Raw genomic sequence first — 22,004 nt, 5'->3', positions numbered from 1 at the left:
TCGGAGGCAGGCGATCCGACGGTGCCTAACGAGGACTGGGCTCTCGCCGGAGAGAATCTGATCGTCGTGCTCGACGGGGCGACCGCCCGGACCGGCACCGGCTGCGAGCACGGCGTCACCTGGTACGCCGCGAAACTCGGCTCGGCGCTCGCCGGCCTCGCGGTGGATTGGGACACCCACCTGGTCGACACCCTGGCCCAGGGCATCCGCGCCGTCGCCGACCAGCATCGGCATCCGTGCGACCTCGACCACCCGGGCACACCATCCGCCGCGACCGCCGTGCTGCGGCCCCGCGACGGCTCACTGGAGTTCCTGGTGCTCGGTGACGTGACCGTCGTCATCGACACCGCCGACGGGATCCGGGTCGTCACGGACGACCGGGTGGACAGGACCGCGCGTGCCGAACGGGAGGAGGCGGACCGTCACCCGTTCGGCTCGGCGGCGAAGCGGGCCGCGCTGCTGCGGATGAAGCATGCTGAATTGGCTGCCCGAAACCGACCTGGGGGCTACTGGGTGGCTGCCGCCGACCCGGACGCCGCCAGCCATGCGATCACCGGCGAGGTGCCGCTCGACAGCGTACGACGGTTGGCGGTGTTGACCGACGGCGCTGCCCGGCTGGTGGCGCTGTTCGGCCTGTTGGACTGGGCCGACGTCCTCGACATCCTTGACAAGGAGGGCCCGGTGGCACTGATCCACCGGGTGCGCGTCGTCGAGGCCGCAGATCCGGCATGTCTGCGTTGGACGCGCAACAAGAGCAGCGACGACGCCACCGCCGTCTACGCTGCCCGAACCGGGTGACCAGCTCGGCTGGCCCCGCACCTGGTGGCTGGCCGCCCCGCCACTGCCCGGAACCATGATCGGATTGCGATTCTGGAGACGACACGCCGAGGATAGTGCGCAGAATTGCAATCCGATCATGGTGCCCCCTCACGCACCCGACCCCGGCCCGGCTCCCCGGGCCGGTCAGCGGATCGGGGCGAGGACGGTGGCCGGATCGCCCTTCGCGCGTACCAGCACCGGGCTCGACCCGATCGGCAGCGCACCGGTGCGGGCGGTCGGATCGGCACCGACCGGCCCCCCGGTCACCCCGCCCGTGGCCGGCAACGACACGGTGCCGGTGGAGGTCGACCAGAGCACCAGGGTGCTCTCCGCACCCCGCCGGAACGCCACCCCGGTCAGTCCCTTGGCGTTCACCGGCTCGACCGTCGCGTCCCGGGCCGCCGCCGCCAGGGCGGCCATCATCGCGCCGGCCTGCCGCTGGGTGCCGTCCGGGTCGAGCAGCCCGTAGCGGACCTCCGCGCCGGCCCGGTTGTTCGGGTTGTACGCCAGCGGCAGCCAGAGCACCTCGCGGACGCCCCCGGCGACCAGCATGCTGACCACCTTGACCATCTCGTCGCCCCGGCCCGCCGCGTCGTCGCCGCCGTCCTTCCAGAACTGGCCGACCTCCCACGCCTGCACGGGCACCCCGGCCGGGGTTTCCGCCCGCAGGTAGTCCAGCAGCGCCGGCACCCCGGAGAAGTGCTCGTAGAAGTGCAGTTGCCGGACGTCGACCACCCGGTCGTCGAGCAGCTTCTCGGTGACCGCGAGGTAGGCCAGGTTGCGGGAGTTCTGCGCGTTGTCCAGCGCGGCACGCAACGCCGTCGGGTCGTTCACCGCCGGGATCAGCCGACCCCGGGTGCCGATCCGCCGCTGGAAGTACGCCTGGTAGGCGGCGACGGCCTGGTCGGGTTGCCCGGCCCGCAGCAGCCGGTCGGCGACCCCCATCCCGTACGCGACGCTGCTCATGCCCGAGTCGACCACCTTGGCCTTCGGGTCGGCCGCGCGGATCGCCTCGGCGGCGGCGGTGACCAGCCGGCGGTAGTCCTCGGGGCTGCCCGCCCAGTACTGCTGGGCGTTGACCTCGTTCTCGATGGCGTACTCACCGACGCCGTACGGGGCGTACCGCTGCACCAGCGTGCGGACGAAGTTCTGGTAGGCGGCGAGGTCCTGCGGCATCGCCGACTCGGTCTTGTTGGCCTGGCCCCGGGTGAACTTCGCCGTCCCGCCGGTCGCCCAGCACACCCCGGTACGGATCTTCAGGTGCAGGGTGATGCCGAGCTTCCGGCTGCGTTCGGCGATCTGGTCCACCGCCGCGAAGTCCGGGCTGCCCTGGGCCTTCTCGATGTCACACCAGCTCAGCTCGTGGTACGTCGCCGAGCCGGAGAGCTTCTCCAGGTAGGGGACGAACTGGTCGTGCCGGGAGAAGTCCCAGTGCGCGCCGAACGGGTTGCGGACCGGTGCGCCGGCCGGCAGCGGCGTACCGCTGGCACCGGCCGACGGGGCGGCGGACGGCGCGGTCGCCGACGGGGCCGGCCCGGGGGCGGGATCGTCCGAACAGGCCGCCCCGGCGAGCAGGGCGACCAGCAGCACCCCGGCGAGCAGCATCCGCCGCCCGGCCCGGCGGGCCACCGGCGATCCGACCCGGCGGTTCACCGGTAGCCCAGTTCGCGCAGGGTGGCGCCGGAGAAGACCCGGACCAGCACCCGCAGGAAGGGGTCCAGCTCGCGGCGGTAGGTGCCGACCCGGGAGCCGTAGATCGGGGCGTCGGTGCCGGCGGCGGCCCGCCGTCGCTGCGCCTCGGCGGTGTACTTGCCCGCCACGTCGTGCTGCTTGCCGTCGTAGTCGAGCACGCCAGCCTCCCAGGGTTCGCCGAGGAACTCGAACAGGCCCCGCATGGCCTTCTCCGGGTCGGTGACGGTCTCCTCGTAGCGCAGTTCGTGGTAGCGGTCGGCCGGCAGCCGGGCCCCGGCGGCGCGGGCGACGCGGATGTAGCGCGGCCACTTCACCACGCACTTCACCGCCGACCAGTAGCCGAACCGCTTGCGGTGCGACACCACCACGTCCCGGCCGTCCCGCACGACGTGCACGAACTGCGCGTCGGGGAAGACCTCGGCCAGGAAGTCGATGGACAGCGCGTACAGTGGCGTCTTGTCGGCCCAGCGGGTCTTGCCCCGGGACCGGGCGTAGTCGGCCTGGATGCCGCCGAAGAAGTCGGCGATCCGGGCCAGCCAGTACTCCCGGGGGAACCCGAAGCGGGACAGCCGCTCCCAGTCCCGCCCGACGATGCGTTGCATGTCGGCCAGGAACCGGGTCTCCGGGCCGCAGCTCACCCGGGAGTGCGAGTCGAGCACCAGGCGCAGCATCGTGGTGCCGGAGCGCTGGCAGCCGACCAGGAAGATCGGCCCCTGCGGCCGGTCCGGCCGGGCGTCGGGCAGCGGGGCGTGCGGTTCAGCCATGGTCCACCGCCTCCTGTCGGCCGGCCGACGCGTCCAACCGGCCGGCCAGCTCGGTGCACAGTGCCCGTACCCGGGCGTCGATGTCCAGCCGGGGCCGCGCCGGGGTGCGCGCGCCGACGTGCGCGTGCAGCGCCGGGTCGTACGGCAGGTCGAGGAAGGCGCACAGCCGCCGGGTGTACCCCGCCGGGTCGGCGACCAGCGCGTCGTACGAGCAGAGCAGGGTGTCCGGCCGGTCGGCCAGCCCGAGGGAGAAGTACAACGAGTTGCGCACGTACCAGAACAGGGCGGCGGCGGTGTACGGGGTCATCCGGTCGTAGTCGAAGCCGGCGACCAGCTCCCGGGTCGACGCGTCCAGACGCTGCCCCTGCCAGCGGTCGGAGATGGTGCCGTCGGCGATCGCCCGCAACGCCCGCAGGTTGGCGTCGCCGAACTTCGCCACCTCGGAGCGGGCCCGGTCGTCGACGTCCCGGTACGCCCACAGCGCCCGCCCCGGCGCGACCCCGGGCAGGTCGAGCAGCTCGTCCACCCGGTGCGTGTCGCACAGCGGCTTGACCAGTACGTACCGGTGCCGGCTGCGGGTGACGACGGCGACCAGCACCGGGTTGGGGCGCAACCGGAAGCGGTGGAACACGGCCCGGTCGTTCTCGTTGCGGACCTCCACCGACGGGTCGGCGTCCAACCCCCGGGTCAGCATGTTGGTGCCGGAGCGTTGCAGGCCCACCAGGTAGACCGGGACGGCCCGGCCGGGCGGTCCGGGGTGGGCCCGCCGCCAGCGCCGCTTCGCCAGCGCGGTGCGGGCCCGCTCGACCGGGTCGAGCCGGTCCTCCTCGATCAGCCGCCGGACGCCCTCGGTGCGCGCCCAGCGCAGGTGCCGGCGGACCCGTCGGGCGGTGTACGCCAGCGCCGAGGGTTCGTCGGGGTGGGGCACCGGGTCCTCCTCGGGCACGTCGGGCGGGGTGGGGCACACGGTACCGGCAGATCATCGCGGCTGGCCACGTGGCCGTGTGGTCAGCCGGCGATGGGCCGTGTGGCTACTTGGGGATCATGAGCTGGACTCACGACACCGGTGTTGCATACGGTGGGGCCCCTGGTCACCGCTGCTGTCCGGGGCGACCACCCCACCCCGCGACCCCCGACGGACCCCAGCAGCCACCTCCGGAGCAGGCCGATGCGTGTCCTCCACGTCAACAAGTTCCTCTACCGGCGCGGCGGCGCCGAGGGTTACCTGCTCGACGTCGCCGAGCTGCAACGGGGCGACGGCGATGAGGTGGCGTTCTTCGGCATGACCCACCCGGACAACGACGCGCCCACCCCGTACGCCAGGCACTTCCCGTCCCACGTGGAGCTGGACCCGACGCCGCGCGGCGCGGGCGCCCGGGCGGCGGTGGCGGCCCGGATGATCTGGTCGCCGGCCAGCCGGCGGGGCCTGGCCCGGGTGCTCGACGAGTTCCGGCCCGACGTGGTCCACCTGCACAACATCTACCACCAGCTCTCCCCGTCGGTGCTGGCCGCGGTGCGGACCGCCCGGGTGCCGGCGGTGATGACCCTGCACGACTACAAGCTGGCCTGCCCCAGCTACCAGATGCTCGACCGGGGAACGGTCTGCGACGCCTGCGTGACCGGTGGCCCGCTACGGGCGGCCCGCCGCCGCTGCAAGGACGGGTCGCTGGGGGCCAGCTCGCTGCTCGCCGTCGAGTCGTGGCTGCACCGCACCACCCGGGCGTACGGGCCGGTGCAGGCGTTCGTCAGCCCCAGCCGGTTCCTGGCCGACGTGATGCGCCGGGCCGGGGTCTTCCCCGACCGGATGCACGTGGTGTCGCACTTCGTCGACGTCGCCACGACGGCGGTCAAGACGGCACCCGGTGGGCCGGTGGTCTTCGCCGGTCGGCTGGCCGCCGAGAAGGGCGTCGACGTGCTGATCGAGGCGCTCACCCGGCTGCCCGACGACGTCGTGCTGGAGGTGGCCGGGGACGGCCCGGCCCGTGACGGGCTGACCGAGCTGGCCCGGCGGCGGGCCCCCGGCCGGGTCCGGTTCCACGGCCGGCTGGACAAGGCCCGGCTGCACGAACTGGTCCGCTCGGCCACCGTGGTGGCGGTGCCCTCGCGGTGGAACGAGAACCAGCCGATGGCGGTGCTGGAGGCGTACGGCTGCGGGGTGCCGGTGGTCGCCTCCGACCTGGGTGGGCTGCCCGAGCTGGTGACCGGCGGGGTGGACGGTGAGGTGGTGCCCGCCGACGATCCGGCCGCGCTGGCCGCCGGGCTGCACCGGGTGCTGGCCGACCCGGCTCGGGCGTACCGGATGGGGCGGGCCGGGCGGGCGCGGGTGGAGCGGGACTTCTCCCCGCAGGCGCACCTGACCCGGTTACGGGAGGTCTACGCGAGCGCCGCGCGGACCGTGCGGGAGCCGGTGTGAGCCCGCCGGTGCGGGTGCTCTACCTGGCCGGCAGCGGGCGCAGCGGCAGCACCCTGGTCACCACCGTGCTCGGTCAGTACGACGGGGTCTTCGCCGCCGGGGAGCTGCGCTACCTGTGGCAGCGCGGCGAGCTGGAGAACCGGCCCTGCGGCTGCGGTCGGCCGCTGCGGGACTGCCCGCTGTGGGGCGAGGTGCGCCGGGAGCTGCCGACCGACCGGGCCGCCGCGATCGCCGCCGGGCTGCGCGGCCGGCTGCGGATGCGGGGGCTGCCCGCGCTGCTGCGCCGGCACCGCCGCGGCGTCCGGCCGGTGCCCGCGCATCCCGACGACGCGGCGTTGGCCGACCTGTACGCCGCCGTGGCCCGGCACACCGGCGCCCGGGTCGTGGTCGACTCGTCGAAGCTGCCCCCGTACGGCGCGTTGCTCGGCGCGCTGCCCGGCATCGAGCTGCGGGTGCTGCACCTGATGCGCGACCCCCGGGCCACCGCCTTCTCCTGGCGTCGCCGCCGGGGCCTGGACGGCGACACCGACCCGGAACTGATGAGCCGGCCGCCGGTGTGGAAGGCGGCCCTGCTCTGGCTGGTCTGGAACACCGTGACCGCCCGACTGTGGGCCGACCGCGCCCCGACGGGTTACCTGCGGGTGCGCTACGAGGACCTGACCGCCGACCCGGAGGCGACGCTGCGCCGGATCGCCGGGTTCGCCGGGGTGGACCCCGACGGTGGTCCGTTCACCGGCCCGGCGACGGTCCGGCTGACGCCGACGCACTCGGTGGCCGGCAACCCGTCGCGGCACCGGACCGGCCCGGTGCCGATCACCGCCGACGTGCAGTGGCGGCACGACCTGTCCCGCTGGTCGTACGCGCTGGTCACCGCGCTGACCGCGCCGGGGCTGCGCCGGTTGGGCTACCCGTGGCGGCGCGGCGTCCCGGCACCGGCCGGGGCGGGGCGGCCCGCGCGGGGCGGGCCGGCTGCGGCCGGTGGACGGTCGGTGGGCGTCGGGCGGGCGGGGTCGACCGGGCACGAGGAGGGCTGAGCGATGTTGGCGGTGGTGGTGGGCACCGGGCGGTGCGGATCGACCCTGGTGCAGGAGTTGCTGTCCCGGCATCCCGGGGTCGGGTTCGTCTCCGGGGTCGACGACAAGCTGTCCCGACTCAACCTGGCCGGCCGGTTCAACGGTCCGCTGTACCGGCGTTCCGCGCCCCGCCCGGCGGGCATGACGTCGCTGCGGCACAGCCGCCGGCTGCTGGAGAAGGGCCGGCTGAGGGTCGCCCCGTCGGAGGCGTACCACCTGCTGGACCGGCACGTGGTGGCCGGTTTCTCCCGCCCGTGCCGGGACCTGAGCGCCGACGACCTCACCCCGTACCTGCGGCGGCGGCTGCGGGCCTTCTTCGACGCCCGGATGCAACGGCAGGGCTGCCGGCTGCTGCTGCACCACGTGACCGGGTGGCCGCGCACCGGGTTCCTGCGGGCCGGCTATCCGGAGCTGCGGGTGGTCAACGTGGTCCGCGACGGTCGGGCGGTGACCAACTCCTGGCTCCAGATGGGCTGGTGGGACGGCTGGCGTGGACCGGAGAACTGGTTCCTCGGGCCGCTGCCGACCGACCTGCGCCGGGAGTGGGAGGAGTACGACAGGTCGTTCCCGGTGCTCGCCGCGCTGGGCTGGAAGATGCTGATGGACTCCTTCGCCGAGGCCCGCGCCGCGCACCCGGAGGGGCAGTGGCTCGACGTGCGCTACGAGGACCTGCTCGCCGACCCGCGCGCCGAGGTGGCCCGGATGCTCGACTTCCTCGGCCTGGACTGGTCACCGGCGTTCGAGAAGGGTTTCGGGCGCTACCGGTTCCACGCCGGGCGGCAGGCCGCCTACCACGAGGAGTTGGGGGTGGCGCAGCTCGCCGCCGTGGAGCGGGTGCTGGACAAGCCGCTGCGGCAGTGGGGCTATCGGGGCTGACCGGCCCGGCACCCGGACGACGGGCGTCGTCGCGTCGGTGTCGTCGGATCGGCGTGGGGAAAGTTCCTACAGGTGCAGGTGGTGATGCCGGTCGGTCGGCCCATAGCGTGCCGGGTCTCGGGACTCTCAAGGAGACTGCATGGCTGCAATGGGAACGCCCCTTCGCGCCGGGGTGGCCGTACTGTCCGCGGTGCTGCTCGCCGCCCTGGGCGCGGCGCCACGGGCGGTGGCGGCGTCGGACGGACCGACGATCGTGGTCCAGGACGGGGTCACCCAGCCGGTGTTCGGCTATGGCGACGCCATCCGGGAGCGCCTGTTCATCGACTCCACCTTCGACAGCGACAACGACGGTCTGCGCGACATCATCGCGTTCGACCTGATGCGACCGGCGGCCACCGCGAACGGCCTCAAGGTGCCGGTCATCATGGACGCCAGCCCGTACTACTCGACGGTCTGCCGGGGCAACGAGTCCGAGTGCAAGGCCGACCTGGACGGCGACGGCCTGCTCGACAAGTGGCCGCTGTTCTACGACAACTACTTCGTGCCGCGTGGCTACGCGGTGATCCTGCTGGACATGGTGGGCACCAACAACTCCACCGGCTGCCCCACCACCAACGCCAACCAGGACAATCTCAGCGCCAAGCAGGCGATCAACTGGCTCAACGGCCGGGCCACCGCGCGCAACGCCGCCGGTCAGGTGGTCACCGCCGACTGGCACAACGGCAAGTCGGGCATGATCGGCAAGTCGTACGACGGCTCGCTGGCCATGGCGACGGCGGTGACCGGTGTCAAGGGGCTGACCACGGTGGTGCCGATCAGCGGCCCCACCGAGTACTACGACTACGTGCGCAGCAACGGGGTGGTCACCCGGGGCAACAGCTACGTGGCGTCGTTGGCCAACACGGTCACCAACCCGGAGCGGCGGGAGTACTGCAAGCCGGTGCGGGACGCGATGGCCGCCGCCGACGGCGACGAGACCGGTGACTACACCGCCTTCTGGAACGAGCGCAGCTACGTCAAGAAGGTCCCCAACATGACCGCCAGCGTGCTGCTCTACCACGGTCTCAACGACGACAACGTCCGCGCGGACCACTTCAGCAAGTTCTGGTACGCCCTGGCGGAGAACAACGTCCAGCGCAAGCTGTGGCTCTCGCAGGAGGGACACGTCGACCCGTTCGACTCGCGACGCGCGGTGTGGGTGTCCACCCTGCACCGGTGGTTCGACTTCTGGCTGCACGGGGTCGCCAACGGCATCATGGACGAGCCCCGGGTCGACCTGGAGCGGGCCGCCGACGTGTGGGAGACCCACGCCGACTGGCCGATCCCCGGCAAGGCCGACACCGAGGTGTTCCTCCAGCCCGGCACCACCGGGGCCGGGGGCCTGAAGCTGGTGCCGACCGCCAAGCCGGCGACCGGCGCGTTCCAGGACAGCCGGACCCAGAGCCAGAACACCATGATCCTCAACCCGGACACGGTGCAGCCGAACCGGCTGGCGTTCCTGTCCGCGCCGCTGACCGCGCCCCTGCACATCTCGGGCACGCCGACGGTGCAGCTGCGGGCCTCGGCCGACCAGACCGACACCAACTTCGGGGCGATCCTGGTCGACTACGGCACCGACGAGCGGGTGGCGCACCGGGCCTCCGGTGAGGGCATCGTCACCCTGACCACCGAGGACTGCTGGGGGTTGAACAGCCCGACCGACGACGGCTGCTACAAGCAGACCGCCAAGCGGGTCGCCACGGCCGACTACGAGCTGGTCACCAAGGGCATCATGGACGCCCAGAACCGGCAGTCGATCCGCACCGCCGTGCCGCTGGTGGTGGGGGAGTCGTACAACTTCACCTTCCCGCTGCTGCCCGAGGACTACGTGTTCAAGCCGGGCCACCGGCTCGGCGTGATCATCGTGGCCAGCTACCCGCAGTACTCCAGCCAGGCGGACACCACCGCCGCGAACATCCAGGTCGCCCTGAAGAGCAGCAAGATCGTTCTTCCGGTGGTCGGCGGCACCCCCGCCGCCCACGCGGCAGGTCTCTGACCGCTCCCCGGGTGGCCGCCGCCGCAGCACCGCTGCGCCGACGGCCACCCGGCCCCGGTCACCCCACCGTGCAGGGGGTGCCGTTGAGCACGAAACCGGTGGGCGGGACGTTCGGGCCGCTGTAGGACCCGACGAAACCGGCCGTGGTGCTGCCACCGGCGGCGATCCGCCGGTTGTCGTCGGTGCCGGCGACCGTCACGGTACGCCCGGTCTGCGTCCAGGTGGCGCTCCAGCCGCTGCTGACCTGCTGCCAACTCGTCGGCCAGGTCCAGGTCAGCGTCCAGCCGTCGACGGGGTTCGCCCCGTTGTTGACGATCTCGACGTTGCCGACCCAGCCGTTGCCCCAGTCGCTGGCGGTGGTGAGCCGGACGGTGCAGCCGCTGTCGGCCGGGCCGGCGGTGGTGAAGGTGACAGGCGACGACGACCAGGACACCTTCCCGGCGGTGTCGCGGGTCAGCACGTTGAGCGTGTACCGGGTGCCGGGCACGAGGTTGTCGACGGTGAACGAGGTGCCGGCCGTCTCGCCGAGCTGCTCGCTGACCGTGCCGTTCTGCCGGTACACCTCGTACTTGGCGATCGGGGCGCCCTTCGGTGGGGCGGGCGACCAGGAGATCGTCGCCGACCTGTCGGTCACCCCGCTCGCCGTCGGCTGCCCCGGCGGCGCGGGGTGCGCGGTGACCGGGGACGACGGCCGTAGCACCAGCGTGGTCAGCGAGTACGCCGGCAGCGTCCGGCTGCCGGCGCTGCCCGACTGCCCGGTGACCACGCCGGAGGCCCCGTTGGTCAACGAGTACGTCGTCGGCGCGGCATCCGACGGGGCGAAACCGGCGTAGTCGATGGTGACCGGACGGGCGTTGGCCGGGTCCTTGTTGACCAGCAGCACCGCGAGATCCCCGTCGGCCCGACGCACGGCGTGCGCGGTGACCAGCGGCTCGTCGGTGGCGGCCCGGACGAACTGGTCACCCGGCCGGGCGAACAGGTTCATCATCGACAGCGCGTGGTACGGCGCGAACGGGGTGTTCAGCGGCGGCTCGCAGACCGTGTTGTCGGCGGTGCAGGTGCCGCTGGACAGCAGCCCGAAGTCGCCGTAGTCGGTCTGCCCGGCGACCTCGGTGACGGTGCCGATGCCGTTGTGCACGTTCCACCACTGGACCGTGAAGACGCCGTTCTCCAGCAGGTCGCTGTAGGCGTCGGCGAGGAACAGCGCGCCCGGCTGGGTGTTCTGCCCGGTGCCGACGTTCAGCTCGGTGAAGCTGATGCCGATCCGGGCGGCGTTCGGGCCGGCGTACCGGGCGAGCTGGTCGCGCAGCAGGTGGGCCGCCTCGTCGATGTGGGCCGTGCGGGAAAGGGACTCGGCGGCGGTACCACCCGGGTACCAGTGCACGTCCACGAAGTCGATCTTCGGGCCGGCGATGGAGAGCACGGTCCGGTTCCACGGGCCCGGGTCACTGCCGGCGGTGATCCCGTCCGGCCAGTTGCCCGGCATGGTCAGCACCGCGCCGACCTTGACCGTGGGGTCGACCGCCTTCATCGCGTCGGCGTACTCGACCACCAGCCGGGCGTACTGGCTGGCGCTCTTGTCGGGGTGGTCGTCGGCCTCCCAGGCCGAGCCGTAGTGCCCGTTGCCGTAGTTCTCGTTGCCGACCGTCCACCACTTCGCGCCGTACCCCTTGGTGACGTTGGCGTAGCGCACCCAGTCGGCGGCCTCGGCGGGGGAGCCGGTGCCGTAGTTCGCGATGATCATCGGCTGCGCGCCGACCCGCCGGGCGGCGGCCATGAACGTGTCGAAGTCGGTGTCCGGGGCGACGTACCCGCCGGGCGCGGTGTGGTCACGCCAGTGGTAGATGTCGGCGTACGAGCCGCCCGGGTAGCGCATCATCCGCACACCGGCGGCCTTGAGCAGGTCCGACGTCTCGGCCGTGCCGAGCTGGGAGTCCCAGATGGCGTGGTTGACGCCCAACGCGGTGGCCGGCACGGTGGCCAGCCCGGCGTTGGCGTTGACGGTCACGGCCACCGGGTCGGCGGCCGCGTCGGCGGGCGACGGGCCGGTCACGGCGAGCCCACCGGTGGCGAGCAGCAGGCTCGCGGCGAGCGCCGTCGCGCGCCCCGGGCCGCGACGCGACCGGCGCGACGGTGGGGCGGAAAGTCTGTTCATACGGGGTTCCTTCGGGGGGTCACCACCGTGCACCGCGGCCGGTCGGGGTGGCGTCGCACCACGAGGAGCGTCGGGACGGCGGGCGGGACGGATGGACGGACTGCGGACGTCGTTTCGTCGCACTTGTCGCCGTCCCCCGGAAACCCACGGCTCCCGGTTGCCCTTGGACGACGGTCGGCCCCGCACACGGCCACTCATCGACGCACAAGAATCGCACGGTGGTCCCGGCGAATTCAAGGCGCTGTCCGGGCCGCCCCGCCGGTACGGCTCACCGCCGGGCGGCCACCCTCGCCGCGACCCCGGCCGCCCGCACCACCGCGGCCATCCGGCGGGGCCGGGAGACGACCGCCGGCCGGGTACGCAGGCAGTCGCGCACCACGTCGGCGGCCCGCTCCACACTGAGCAGCATCGGCTTGACCGGCGACTTCGCCATCTTGGTGTCGACGAACCCGAACCGCACGACGGTCACCCGCACCCCGTGCGGCCGCAGCGCGCCCCGCAGCCCCACCAGGTACGACGTCAACCCGGCCTTGGCGGCGGCATACCCGGGGGCCTGGGCCGACGGGGCGGCGTCGGCGAGGCTGGACAGGCCCACGAGGTGACCACCGCCCCCGGCCACCATCGCCGGCACGACCACCTCCACGGTGCGCGCCGCACCGATCAGGTTGACCTCCAGCGCCCGGGTCTGCGCCGCCAGGTCACCGAGGTCGAAGAACTCACCGACCCCCGCCGCGTAGACGCACACGTCCACCCCGCCGAGCCGGTCGACCGCCCCGGCCAGCACCGTGCGGTAGGTGTCGCCGGTGACGTCGGCGACATGGTGGGTGTACCCGGGGGCGGTCAGGTCGCTGCCGCTGCGGGACACCCCCGCGACCGTCCAGCCGGCGGCCACCAGTTGCCGGGTCAGGGCCAGCCCGACACCGTCGCTGTTACCCACCACGACCGCCCGTCGCCCCTGCGCATCCATGCCCGGACTCTAGACGCCACCGTGCGGCCCGGGACGCTGCACACCACCGTCCGGCCCGGACTCCGCACACCACCGTCCGGCCCCGGCGCGCCGCCGCCCCGCCCACCGGGTCGGTGGACGGGGCGGCGGCGCAGCGGCAACCGTCAGGGCTGACCCTGGTAGACCTCGCCGTCGGCGCCCTGGACGAACAGTCGCACCAGACCGCCGTAGACGCTTCCCGCCGGGGCGGAGATCGTCTGGCCGGGGCCGTCGACCGTGCTCCAGGCCGTCCACGCGCCGGAGTCCTGGAGGTACCAGGCGGTGCGCAGGTCGTCGCCGCCGGTGCGGACGAAGACGTGCAGCCCGCCGCCGTAGACCAGGGCGGCCGGCGCGGACGCGGCACGCGCGGTGCCGGGCACGTCGCTCCACCCCGACCAGGCCCCGGTGGACAGCGAGTACCTGTTGGCGCGCACGTTGCCGTTCGTGCCCCGGACGAAGACGTGCAGGTATCCGCCGTAGATGGCGGCGGACGGGGCCGAGTTGGCGCCGGTCGGGCCGGCGAGGGTGGCCCAGCCTGACCAGGCGGCGGTGTCCAGCGTGTACCGGTTGGTGCGGACCTTGCCGTTCGCGCCCCGGACGAACAGGTGCAGTTGGCCGCCGTAGACGGTGGCGGACGGGGCCGACGACGCGGACGTGGTGCCACCGACCGTGCTCCAGCCGGACCAGGTGCCGGTGTCCAGGGCGTACCGGTTGGTGCGGACCTTCTGGTCGGACTGCACGAACAGGTGCAGTTCCCCGCCGTAGACGGCCGCCGCCGGTGCCGAGGTCGCCATGGCGTCACCGGGGACAGTGGACCAGCCGGACCAGGAGTCGGGGTTGGTGTCGTACCGGTTGACCCGTACCTGCCCGTCGGGGCCCTGCACGAAGACGTGCAGCTCACCACCGTAGGTGGCGGTGGCCGGCGCGGACCGGGCCTGCGCCGTGCCCGGCACCGGCGTCCAGCCCGCCGCGCGGGCGGTCTGCGGCCGGGCGGTTGCGGAGGCGACACCCGTGGCGGGGCCCGCCGGGTGGCCGACCGCCGGCACGGCGGCGGCGGGGGTGGCGACGAGCGTGACCGCGCCCAGGCCGAGAGCGAACGCGGGCAACCGGTGCCGCACCAGTTTCATCGATAGAGTCAGACGCATAGACGCTCCCTTGTGGACGCTCGGTGGTGACGACGGCACGGTCGGCTCGCGGCTGGTCCACCGGGCTGCGCACCGCCGCCCGTCCCCGCGCGGCCGGCGATCCCGGCCCGCGACCCCGGACGACCCCCCGTCACCGTCACCCTATCGATCCGCCCGCACCCCCACATCCACCGAACCACCCCAACCCACCCCGCCCGTCCGCGCGACAACCGGCCGGCCGGTTGTCGCGCGGACGGGGAAGGGGGCGCGGCGGTGATCAAGAGCTTTGCGTCAACCGGATCGGCTCTCGTGACGCCAATCTCTTGATCACCGCCGGTGGCGGCGCCGGTCAGACGACCGCGCAGGGGGAGCCGTTGAGGGTGAAGGAGGCCGGTTTCGAGGTGTTGCCGGTGTGGTTGGCCTGGAAGCCGATGCTGACCGAGCCGCCCGGCGGGATCGAGCCGTTGTAGGAGACGTTGGTGGCGGTGACCGCCCCGCTGGTCGGCGAGTAGGTCGCGTTCCAGCCGCTGGTGATGGTCTGCCCGGCGGGGAGGGTGAACGCCAGGCTCCAGCCTGTGACCCCTGTGTCGTTGAGGGTGGTGATCGTGATGGCGGTGGTCAGGCCGGTGTTCCACGCGTTGACGGTGTATCCGACCCGGCAGTTGGGCCCCGGCCCCGGCGTGGTGGGCGGGGGCGGCGTGGTGGGCGTGGGCGGGTACGGGGTCGGCGGTGTGGTGGTGGGCACCGGCGGGGTGGTGGGGGGCGGGGTGGTCGGCGGTGCCGTGGTGGGCGGCGGGGTGGTGGTCGGCGGGGCGTCCAGGCCGAAGAAGCGGATCGCCTGGGCGGCGTCGACCGGCAGGTTGTGCGTGACGCCCTGCATGCTGATCGCCTCGACCGGCGCGGTGCCGCCGCTACCGCCGTACCGGGTGCGGGTGTAGCCGGCCTGCGGGGTGTCGGTGAACGTCGGCGTCTGGCTCAGCCCCTGGACGTTCGTCCACTGCTTGACCTCCTCGCCGAAGTTCGGGTAACGCAGCGTCTCGTCGTTGGTGCCGTGCCACAACTGCATCCGGGGCCGCTTGCCGGTGTACCCCGGGTAGGCGTTGCGGACCAGGTCGCCCCACTGCTGCGCGGTCTTGGTGACCTGCCCGTTGGCGCACTGGCTGTTCCACTCCGAGCCGTCGGTGGTGGCGAAGCAGCCGAACGGCACCCCGGCGAAGGCCGCGCCCGCCGCGAACACGTCCGGATAGTCGCCGAGCAGCACGTTGGTCATCATCGCCCCGGACGAGGTGCCGGTGGCGAAGATCCGGTTCGGGTCGACGGCGTACCGGGACCGGACGTAGTCGACCATCGACTTGATGCCCACCGGGTCGCTGCCCCCGTCGCGGCGCAGCGCCTGCGGGGAGGAGACGTCGAAGCACTTGCTGCTGCGGGTCACCGACGGGTAGATGACGATGTAGCCGTACCGGTCGGCCAGGGCGGCGTACTGGGTGCCGGAGTAGAACGCGGGGCCGCTGCCGGTGCAGTAGTGCACCGCCACCAGCAGGCCCGGACGGGCCGCCACGGTGTTCGGCACGTACAGGTACATCTGCAGGTTGCTCGGGTTGGCCCCGAAGTTGGTCACCTGGGTCAGCGTCGCCGCCGAGGCGGGGGTGGGGGCGGCGATCGCGGCCAACGCGGTGAGCGCGGCGGCGACCAGGGCGGTACCGAACAGTTTGATCCTGGATCTCATGGGACGGGTTCCTCCGGAGGCTCGCGGACGTGCGGCTGCGCCGATCGAGGCTGCCCGGCGCTCGATCATGTCCGGCTCAGGAACATCCATGAGTATCGTTAGCCTGTCCCCGGCTTGGCAAGGTGGCCCGTGCCACCGGAACTTCCGGTCCCCGGGCAGCGTGGACACCGGCGTCCGGCGGGGCCGGCCCGGTGGATAATGACCCCCATGCGTGGTCCTGCGATGACGGACGTCGCCCGCCTCGCGGGAGTCTCCCACCAGACGGTCTCCCGGGTGCTCAACGACCACCCGAACGTGCGGGAGCAGACCCGCGTCCGGGTCCGCGCGGCGATCGCCGAGCTGGGCTACCGGCCGAACCGCGCGGCGCGGGCACTGGTCACGGGCCGCTCCCAGCTGATCGGGGTGGTCGCCCAGAACAGCACCCTCTACGGGCCGGCGTCGCTGCTGGCCGCCCTGGAGCAGGCCGCCGCGTCGGCGGGGTTCGCGGTCAGCGTGGGCAGCGTCAGCACCCTCGACCGGCGGTCCATCTCCGCCGCCGTGGAGCGACACCTCGACCACCGGGTCGCCGGCATCGTGGTGATCGCCCCGGTGGCCTCCGCCGACGAGGCGCTCGACCACCTGCCGCACGGCGTGCCGCTGGTCACCGTCGACGGCGATCCGGCCCGGGAGGCGGCGCTGGTCACCGTCGACCAGGCGGCCGGGGCCGGGCTGGCCACCCGGCACCTGCTGGACGCCGGGCACCGCACGGTGTGGCACGTCTCCGGCCCGGCGGACTGGTTCGACAGCGCCGGGCGGGTCGAGGGCTGGCGATCGGCGCTGCGGGCTGCCGGCGCGGAGGTGCCGCCGGTGCTGTCGGCCGACTGGAGCGCCGCGTCCGGCTACCGCTGCGGGCAGATGCTGGCCCGGATGCCGGAGGTGACGGCGATCTTCGCCGCCAACGACCACCTCGCGCTCGGGGTGCTGCGGGCGTTGAGCGAACGCGGGCGTCGGGTGCCGGAGGAGATCAGCGTGGTCGGCTTCGACGACGTGCCGGAGGCGGCGTACTTCATCCCGCCGTTGACCACCGTGCGGCCCGACTTCGACGCGGTGGCCCGCGCCGGCCTGGCGATGCTGCTGCGGCAGATCGAGGCCGGCCCGGGGGTGGTGGAGCGGCACACCATCGCCCCGACCCTGGTCCACCGGGCCAGCGTCGCCGCCCCACCCACCTGACCCCGTCGCCCCACCCGGCCCGCCCTCGCGGTGTTGACCCCGCCCTCGCGTGGTTGATCAAGAGGTTTGCGTCACCGATGATCTTCAAGTTGACGCAAACCTCTTGATCAACGGGGTTCGGCGGCGGACGCCGGGGCGGGAGGTGGGGGTTGGGGGGTCAGGCCAGGGCGTCGAGCGCGGCGCGGTCCGCCGGGGTCAGCCGCAGTCGGGCGGCGGCCATGTTCTCCTCCAGGTGCCGTACCGAGCTGGTGCCGGGAATGACCAGCACGGTCGGCGAGTAGGCCAGCAGCCAGGCGATGGCGACCTGCGCGCGGGTCGCACCGTGCGCGTCGGCGATCCCGTCGACGGTACGGCGTTGCGCGGCGCTGACCTCGGGCCCGAACGGCAGCGGTGGCCGCCCGTGCCGCGTACCGAGCAGTCCCGCCGCCAGCGGGAAGTACGGCACGAAGGCGATGTCCTCCTCGGCGCACCGCCGCAGCACGTCGAGGCAGTCCCGGTCGAGCAGGTGGAACCGGTTCTGCACGGCCGCGATCGGGATCGTCGCCCGCGCCTGGTCGAGCTGCCTGACGGTGACGCCGCTGAGCCCGACGTCGCCGATCAGGCCCTCCTCGCGTAGCCGTACCATCATCGCGAACGACTCGGAGAACCGGACGTCGCCCGGACGCAGCAGCCCGTCCCCGCCGACGCGCAGGTAGGCCAGCTCCAACCGGTCCCGGCCCAACCGGCGCAGGTTCTCCTCCACCTGCCGACGCAGCTGGTCGGGCGCGCCTGCGGGCACGAAGTCGCCCCACCTGTCGCGCTCCACCCCGATCTTGGTGCCGATCACCAGGTCGTCGGGGTACGGGTGCAGCGCCTCGCGGATCAGGTCGTTGGTCACGTGCGGGCCGTAGAAGTCGCTGGTGTCGAGATAGTTGACGCCCAGCTCGACGGCCCGGCGCAGCACCGCCAGCGCGCCCGCGTGGTCGTCCGGGGGGCCGAAGACGCCGGGGCCGGGCAGTTGCATGGTGCCGAAGCCCAACCGGTTGACGCTCAGCTCGTCGCCGAGCCGGAGCCGCCCGACCTCCGGTGCGAGCCTGTCCGACAGTGTCACCGCTGCTCCCCTCGGGGGACGCCACATCCCGCGACGCCCGTGTGTGCGGGCTGACCAGCGAGTCGGGTGCCCGTCTCCCGTCGGCCATCCTCGCGGACGACAGGGACACCGTCGCGCAGGTGGACACCGCGTGTCGTCGTCGGTGTGACCCTGGGTGAGCGCGGGTGCGGCGCCGGCGACGGGGTCAGCGCAGCGGGCGCGGCCCGAAGTCGAGTGCCCGGTCCACGCCGATGTGGAAGAACCAGCAGGCCGCCACGAGCGCCAGCGGTGTCCACCCGGTCGCGTCGAGCGCGTGCGCGAGGCCGTACCCGGCGAGCAGGACGAACGGGGCGACGTAGGTGTGCCCCAGGTTGTAGACGATCGCGCCGACGTGGTGGTCGACGGCGTAGCCGAGCATCGACAGGTCGAAGACGAGGAACAGGGCGAGCAGCCACCACCAGGCGAAGCCCGTCAGCGCGACGAGGACGACGGCCGCCGCGGCGACGGCCGCGCCCTCGACGCGGTAGAGGACGGGCACCGGGGTGGCCGGCGGTGGGGTGCGGGCGGGCGGGGCGGTCACCGGCCCTTCCAGTTCTCAAGGGCGGACACGACGCTCTCGACGGCCCGGTCGTAGCTGCGTTCCAGGTCGGCGGCGAGCGCGAACGCGCCGGCGGTCTCCAGGCTGACGAAGCCGTGCAGGACCGTGCGCAGCAGCCGGGTGGCGTCGACCGCGTCGTCACCGAGCAGCCGGTAGCCGACGAGCACCCGGTAGACCACCTGGACGGCGGCGTCGCTCACCCGCTGGTCCTCGGCGTCGTCGGGGTCGGGTGCCCGGACGGTCATCGGGTACTGCACCGGGTTCTGCCGGGCCCACCTGCGGTAGGCGGTGGCGAGGCTGCGGACCGCGTCGTCGCGGGCCCGGCCGACGCACGCCTCGGCGAGCGTCGCGGCCAGGTTCGCCTTGGCGCGCAGCATGATGCCCCGGCGGAGTCCCGGGAGGCCGTCGACGTGCTTGTAGAGCGACGGGACGCGGACGCCGAGGCTCCCGGCGAGCGCGGCGAGGGTCAGTTCGTCCTGCGGGTGCGCTTCGAGCAGGTGCGCGCCGCGTGCGACGACCGTGTCGGTGGTGAGGCCGGCCCTAGGCACGGGTGGTGATCCGGGCGAGGAAGTCGAGCACCGCCGCGGTGGTCCGTCCGGGCTGTTGGGACTGCGGGTAGTGGCCGGCCTCGGGCACCATGACCACCTCGCCGCGCAGGGTCTGGCCGATCCATGCGGCCTCGGCCGCCGGGTCCGTGAAATCGGGGTCGCGCTCACCCATGACGACCAGCACGGGGGTGTCGACCTCGGCCAGCCGCGCCTCGGCGGACCGGTGGTCGGTCTGCCGCGCCGTGCGGGAGAACGCCGTGCCGTAGCCGGGCTGGCGGAGCTTGGCGACGACGGCCGCCCGGTATTCGGCGAAGTCGGCGGGTTTGGCGCCGGCGTACAGGGTGGGCAGGTAGGCCTTCCAGACGCCTGCCACCCAGAGCGGGGACGTCAGCACCCGCAAGAGGGTCCGCATGCCGGGCGGCTGCCGGGGGTTGCGGACGAACGGCCCGACGAGCACGAGCCCGCGGACCTGCCCGGGGTGCTCGGCGGCGACGATGACCCCGGCGCCGGCGGCCAGCGAGTTGCCCACGATGACGGCAGGCCGGCCGAGTTCGTCGATCAGGGCGCTGATGTCGGAGGCGGTCTCGGGGTCGCCGTAGGAGGTGAAGGTGGTGTCGCTGTCGCCGTGGCCGCGCAGGTCGGTGGTCGCCACCGTGTAGCCGGCGGCGACCAGGGCCGGGGCGAGGAACCGGTACGACGAGCGCAGCTCCGCCATGCCGGGGACGAGCACCACGAGGGGCCCTTCGCCCTGCAGGTCGTAGGCGACGCGGCCCTGGGGGCGGTGCAGGTAGCGGGTGGGTGGGTGGGTGCTGTTCCGGGAGTCCGTCATGAGGCTAGCTTAGCTAGCCGAAAAGCTAACGCCAATAGCTTTGCCGGGAAGGGTGGCGTTCGGCACCCAACCGCGAAGCGTGGTTCAGCAACATCGAATAACCGGCGCGCAGGCCATGCTGGTTACTATTCCTCTGAGCAACTTTCAGGTTGCTCATCGTGCTGGGGGGAGGTGCGATGAGTCCCGGATGCGCGGCGACCCTCCCGGCCGGTACGGCCCGAGGTGCCCGCCCTGCCCATGGCACCACCGTCGTGCCCACGGGCGGTTGCGGCCCCGTCGTCGCGGCTGCGCCGACGGCCGCCACCTGCCGTGCTTCCCGGCGTCCGCTGTTCACGGCGGTGCCGCCGCCGTTCACGTTCGGGCCGCCCGCTGCCGGGCGGCGGAGTCCCGCCGCAGACGGCGTCCGGGGGTGGCCACCGGTACCCTGGGGGGACGGATGCGCATCTCAGATCTGGCCAGGATCAGTGGTGTTCCACTTCCGACGATCAAGTTCTACATCCGGGAGCGGCTGCTGCAACCGGGCCGCCCCACCGCACGCAACCAGGCGGAGTACGGCGAGGAGCACCTCGCCCGGCTCCGGCTGATCCGGGTGCTGGCCGGCATCGGACGACTGAGCCTGTCCTCGGTGCGCCGGGTACTGGCCGCCCTCGACGACAAGGGACTGGCCCTGGGCGCGCAGTGCCGCGCCACCATCTGGGCGCTCTTCCCCGACCAGCCCGAGGAGGACGACGCGCCGGACATCGGGCCGGCCCGGGTCCAGGTCGACGCGTTCATCGACCGGCTCGGTTGGGAGGTCGACGCCGCCTCCCCGGGCCGCGACACCCTCGCCCACGTGCTGACCGCGTTGCAGCAACTGGACGCCGACTGTGACATCGAGCTGTTCAGCGAGCACGCCGAGAGCGCGGAGCGGATCGTGACGCACGAGTTCCAGTACGAGTCGGCGCACTCCGCCACCGCGATGGCGGTCTGGAACGTGCTGTCGGAGGTGGCCTTCGAGGCGATGCGTCGGATGGCGCAGGAGAGCTACCTGGCGCGCCGCTACGCCACTCCGGCCGAACAGCCGGCCACCGCCTGAGCGGCCCCCACCCGATGGATGCCGGGCCCGCCCGACCGTGACGACCGGCATCCGCCGGTCAGCCGGTACGCGGCAGCGACGGCAGGTCGGCGGCGTGCACCACCGGTGGATCGAAGGTGCGCATGGGGCGCAGGGTGAGGTCGGCCCGGGCCGACCTGGCCGGGACGCCGACCGTCACCGGGCCATGGTGTCCGACCAGCAGTGGACGGACACCGGTGGCCGGCCGGCGACGGTGCGTCGCGTGGGCCAGCACGAACCAGGTGCCCGGGGGCACCGGGCCCAGCAGGTACGGCCCGGGGCCGGGCAGCACGGTGGAGCTGACCGGTCTGCCCTGCTGGATGCGTTCCGGGAACAGCCCCACGAAGACCCAGTCGGGCGCCTCGCCGGGCAGCGCCCGGACCTGCCCGCGCACCGTCGGCCCGGTGGTCTCGGCCGGACCGGACCGGACCGGGCCGGGCGGCCGGCTCGGGTCCTCCAGCCCGGGGGCGCGGCCGAGCCGGCGGAAGCTGGAGGGGGAGAGACCGACGCTGCTGCTGAACCGGGCGCTGAACGTGCCGACGCTGGCGTAGCCGACCTGGTGACTGATGTCCGTGACGCTCCACGAGGTGGCCAGCAACAGGTGCTTGGCGCGCTGGAATCGAATCGCCGAGAGAAAGCGCCCCGGTGACACTCCGGTCACCCGGTGGAACACCCGGCAGAAGTGGTACTTGCTCAGCAGGGCGGTTCGCGCCATTTCGTCCACGCTGAATTGCTTTCCCAGATTCTGGTGCATTTCGGCGATGACCCGCCGGACCGCCCTGCTGCTGTGGTCTTCCATCGTGCCCCCGGCGAGCGTCATGGTGGGTGCTGGGCTGCGGCGACGCAGCTTCCTGCCGGCTCCGCTGTGCCCCCGGGGCGGTGACGGCAACTGGTGGGACTGATGGCAGAAAAAGGGCTTTGCGGTTATTTCGAATCAGCTGGCCTCAATGCTAGGGCACCCTCAATGCATGGTCAACGGCGTGCAATGCGAAT

At 73.1% G+C, this 22,004-nt stretch carries 20 protein-coding genes; 8 read left to right on the top strand and 12 right to left on the bottom strand.

What is annotated here, in order from left to right:
* The first annotated feature begins 21 nt into the window (after positions 1 to 21).
* Positions 22 to 798, top strand: coding sequence for a protein phosphatase 2C domain-containing protein (locus tag JQX11_RS01200; RefSeq protein WP_307826004.1), 777 nt, complete (start codon positions 22 to 24; stop codon positions 796 to 798).
* A gap of 165 nt (positions 799 to 963) precedes the next feature.
* On the opposite strand, the gene JQX11_RS01195 is transcribed toward JQX11_RS01200, so the two are convergent.
* Genes JQX11_RS01195 through JQX11_RS01185 form a run of 3 tightly spaced genes read right to left on the bottom strand, consistent with a single transcriptional unit; the run spans position 964 to position 4,203 of the window.
* The gene (locus JQX11_RS01195; protein WP_204923050.1) at positions 964 to 2,448 is read right to left on the bottom strand and encodes a hypothetical protein; all 1,485 of its coding nucleotides are present in this window, start codon (positions 2,446 to 2,448) and stop codon (positions 964 to 966) included.
* Between the two features lie 20 nt (positions 2,449 to 2,468).
* On the bottom strand, positions 2,469 to 3,275 hold the full coding sequence (locus tag JQX11_RS01190) for a sulfotransferase family protein (RefSeq protein WP_204923049.1): 807 nt from the start codon (positions 3,273 to 3,275) through the stop codon (positions 2,469 to 2,471).
* Entirely contained in the window at positions 3,268 to 4,203 is a 936-nt protein-coding gene (locus JQX11_RS01185; RefSeq protein WP_204923048.1) for a sulfotransferase family protein, read from the bottom strand. The genes JQX11_RS01190 and JQX11_RS01185 overlap by 8 nt, the downstream gene beginning before the upstream one ends.
* A gap of 240 nt (positions 4,204 to 4,443) precedes the next feature.
* Here JQX11_RS01185 and JQX11_RS01180 point away from each other — a divergent pair, with 240 nt between their 5' ends.
* The 4 genes from JQX11_RS01180 to JQX11_RS01165 all read left to right on the top strand — a co-directional run bounded on the left by JQX11_RS01180 (position 4,444) and on the right by JQX11_RS01165 (position 9,672).
* Positions 4,444 to 5,688: a glycosyltransferase gene (locus JQX11_RS01180; RefSeq protein ID WP_204923047.1), complete on the top strand. Its 1,245-nt coding sequence runs from the start codon at positions 4,444 to 4,446 to the stop codon at positions 5,686 to 5,688.
* Positions 5,685 to 6,722: a sulfotransferase family protein gene (locus tag JQX11_RS01175; protein ID WP_204923046.1), complete on the top strand. Its 1,038-nt coding sequence runs from the start codon at positions 5,685 to 5,687 to the stop codon at positions 6,720 to 6,722. Before JQX11_RS01180 ends, JQX11_RS01175 begins: the two co-directional genes overlap by 4 nt.
* Positions 6,723 to 6,725: 3 nt before the next feature.
* Entirely contained in the window at positions 6,726 to 7,637 is a 912-nt protein-coding gene (locus JQX11_RS01170) for a sulfotransferase family protein (protein WP_204923045.1), read from the top strand.
* A gap of 139 nt (positions 7,638 to 7,776) precedes the next feature.
* A complete protein-coding gene (locus JQX11_RS01165; RefSeq protein ID WP_232376992.1) occupies positions 7,777 to 9,672 on the top strand; it encodes a CocE/NonD family hydrolase in 1,896 nt (631 codons plus the stop codon).
* A 58-nt stretch (positions 9,673 to 9,730) separates the two neighbouring features.
* Here JQX11_RS01165 and JQX11_RS01160 read toward each other — a convergent pair whose 3' ends face one another.
* The 4 genes from JQX11_RS01160 to JQX11_RS01145 all read right to left on the bottom strand — a co-directional run bounded on the left by JQX11_RS01160 (position 9,731) and on the right by JQX11_RS01145 (position 15,665).
* The gene (locus tag JQX11_RS01160; RefSeq protein ID WP_204923044.1) at positions 9,731 to 11,827 is read right to left on the bottom strand and encodes a cellulose binding domain-containing protein; all 2,097 of its coding nucleotides are present in this window, start codon (positions 11,825 to 11,827) and stop codon (positions 9,731 to 9,733) included.
* Between the two features lie 268 nt (positions 11,828 to 12,095).
* Entirely contained in the window at positions 12,096 to 12,794 is a 699-nt protein-coding gene (locus JQX11_RS01155; protein WP_204923043.1) for an SDR family NAD(P)-dependent oxidoreductase, read from the bottom strand.
* A gap of 143 nt (positions 12,795 to 12,937) precedes the next feature.
* Complete coding sequence (locus tag JQX11_RS01150; RefSeq protein WP_204923042.1) at positions 12,938 to 13,957, bottom strand: DUF8189 domain-containing protein; 1,020 nt, start codon at positions 13,955 to 13,957, stop codon at positions 12,938 to 12,940.
* Between the two features lie 328 nt (positions 13,958 to 14,285).
* A complete protein-coding gene (locus tag JQX11_RS01145) occupies positions 14,286 to 15,665 on the bottom strand; it encodes an extracellular catalytic domain type 1 short-chain-length polyhydroxyalkanoate depolymerase (RefSeq protein WP_204923041.1) in 1,380 nt (459 codons plus the stop codon).
* 207 nt (positions 15,666 to 15,872) lie between these two features.
* Between JQX11_RS01145 and JQX11_RS01140 the strand changes: the two genes are divergently transcribed.
* Entirely contained in the window at positions 15,873 to 16,874 is a 1,002-nt protein-coding gene (locus tag JQX11_RS01140) for a LacI family DNA-binding transcriptional regulator (protein ID WP_232376991.1), read from the top strand.
* Between the two features lie 157 nt (positions 16,875 to 17,031).
* Here the strand turns inward: JQX11_RS01140 and JQX11_RS01135 are convergent, their stop codons facing one another.
* The 4 genes from JQX11_RS01135 to JQX11_RS01120 all read right to left on the bottom strand — a co-directional run bounded on the left by JQX11_RS01135 (position 17,032) and on the right by JQX11_RS01120 (position 19,918).
* Positions 17,032 to 17,964 carry an aldo/keto reductase gene (locus tag JQX11_RS01135; protein ID WP_307826003.1) on the bottom strand — a complete coding sequence of 311 codons (933 nt, stop codon included), beginning with the start codon at positions 17,962 to 17,964 and terminating at the stop codon, positions 17,032 to 17,034.
* Positions 17,965 to 18,148: 184 nt separating this feature from the next.
* On the bottom strand, positions 18,149 to 18,523 hold the full coding sequence (locus tag JQX11_RS01130) for a DUF4260 family protein (RefSeq protein WP_204923039.1): 375 nt from the start codon (positions 18,521 to 18,523) through the stop codon (positions 18,149 to 18,151).
* A complete protein-coding gene (locus JQX11_RS32000; protein WP_204923038.1) occupies positions 18,520 to 19,089 on the bottom strand; it encodes a TetR/AcrR family transcriptional regulator in 570 nt (189 codons plus the stop codon). Before JQX11_RS32000 ends, JQX11_RS01130 begins: the two co-directional genes overlap by 4 nt.
* On the bottom strand, positions 19,082 to 19,918 hold the full coding sequence (locus JQX11_RS01120) for an alpha/beta fold hydrolase (RefSeq protein ID WP_204923037.1): 837 nt from the start codon (positions 19,916 to 19,918) through the stop codon (positions 19,082 to 19,084). The genes JQX11_RS32000 and JQX11_RS01120 overlap by 8 nt, the downstream gene beginning before the upstream one ends.
* A gap of 436 nt (positions 19,919 to 20,354) precedes the next feature.
* Here JQX11_RS01120 and JQX11_RS01115 point away from each other — a divergent pair, with 436 nt between their 5' ends.
* Positions 20,355 to 20,993, top strand: a complete 639-nt coding sequence (locus tag JQX11_RS01115) for a MerR family transcriptional regulator (RefSeq protein ID WP_204923036.1) — start codon at positions 20,355 to 20,357, stop codon at positions 20,991 to 20,993.
* 58 nt (positions 20,994 to 21,051) lie between these two features.
* On the opposite strand, the gene JQX11_RS01110 is transcribed toward JQX11_RS01115, so the two are convergent.
* Complete coding sequence (locus tag JQX11_RS01110; protein ID WP_269756747.1) at positions 21,052 to 21,810, bottom strand: helix-turn-helix domain-containing protein; 759 nt, start codon at positions 21,808 to 21,810, stop codon at positions 21,052 to 21,054.
* Here JQX11_RS01110 and JQX11_RS01105 point away from each other — a divergent pair.
* Positions 21,773 to 21,913, top strand: coding sequence for a hypothetical protein (locus JQX11_RS01105; protein WP_204923625.1), 141 nt, complete (start codon positions 21,773 to 21,775; stop codon positions 21,911 to 21,913). The genes JQX11_RS01110 and JQX11_RS01105 overlap by 38 nt on opposite strands.
* Positions 21,914 to 22,004: the final 91 nt, after the last annotated feature.

Source organism: Micromonospora humida, assembly GCF_016901255.1.
Taxonomy (GTDB): Bacteria; Actinomycetota; Actinomycetes; order Mycobacteriales; family Micromonosporaceae; genus Micromonospora; species Micromonospora wenchangensis.
Note: the sequence above shows the minus strand (reverse complement) of the source record. Positions and strands in the feature narration are given on the sequence as shown.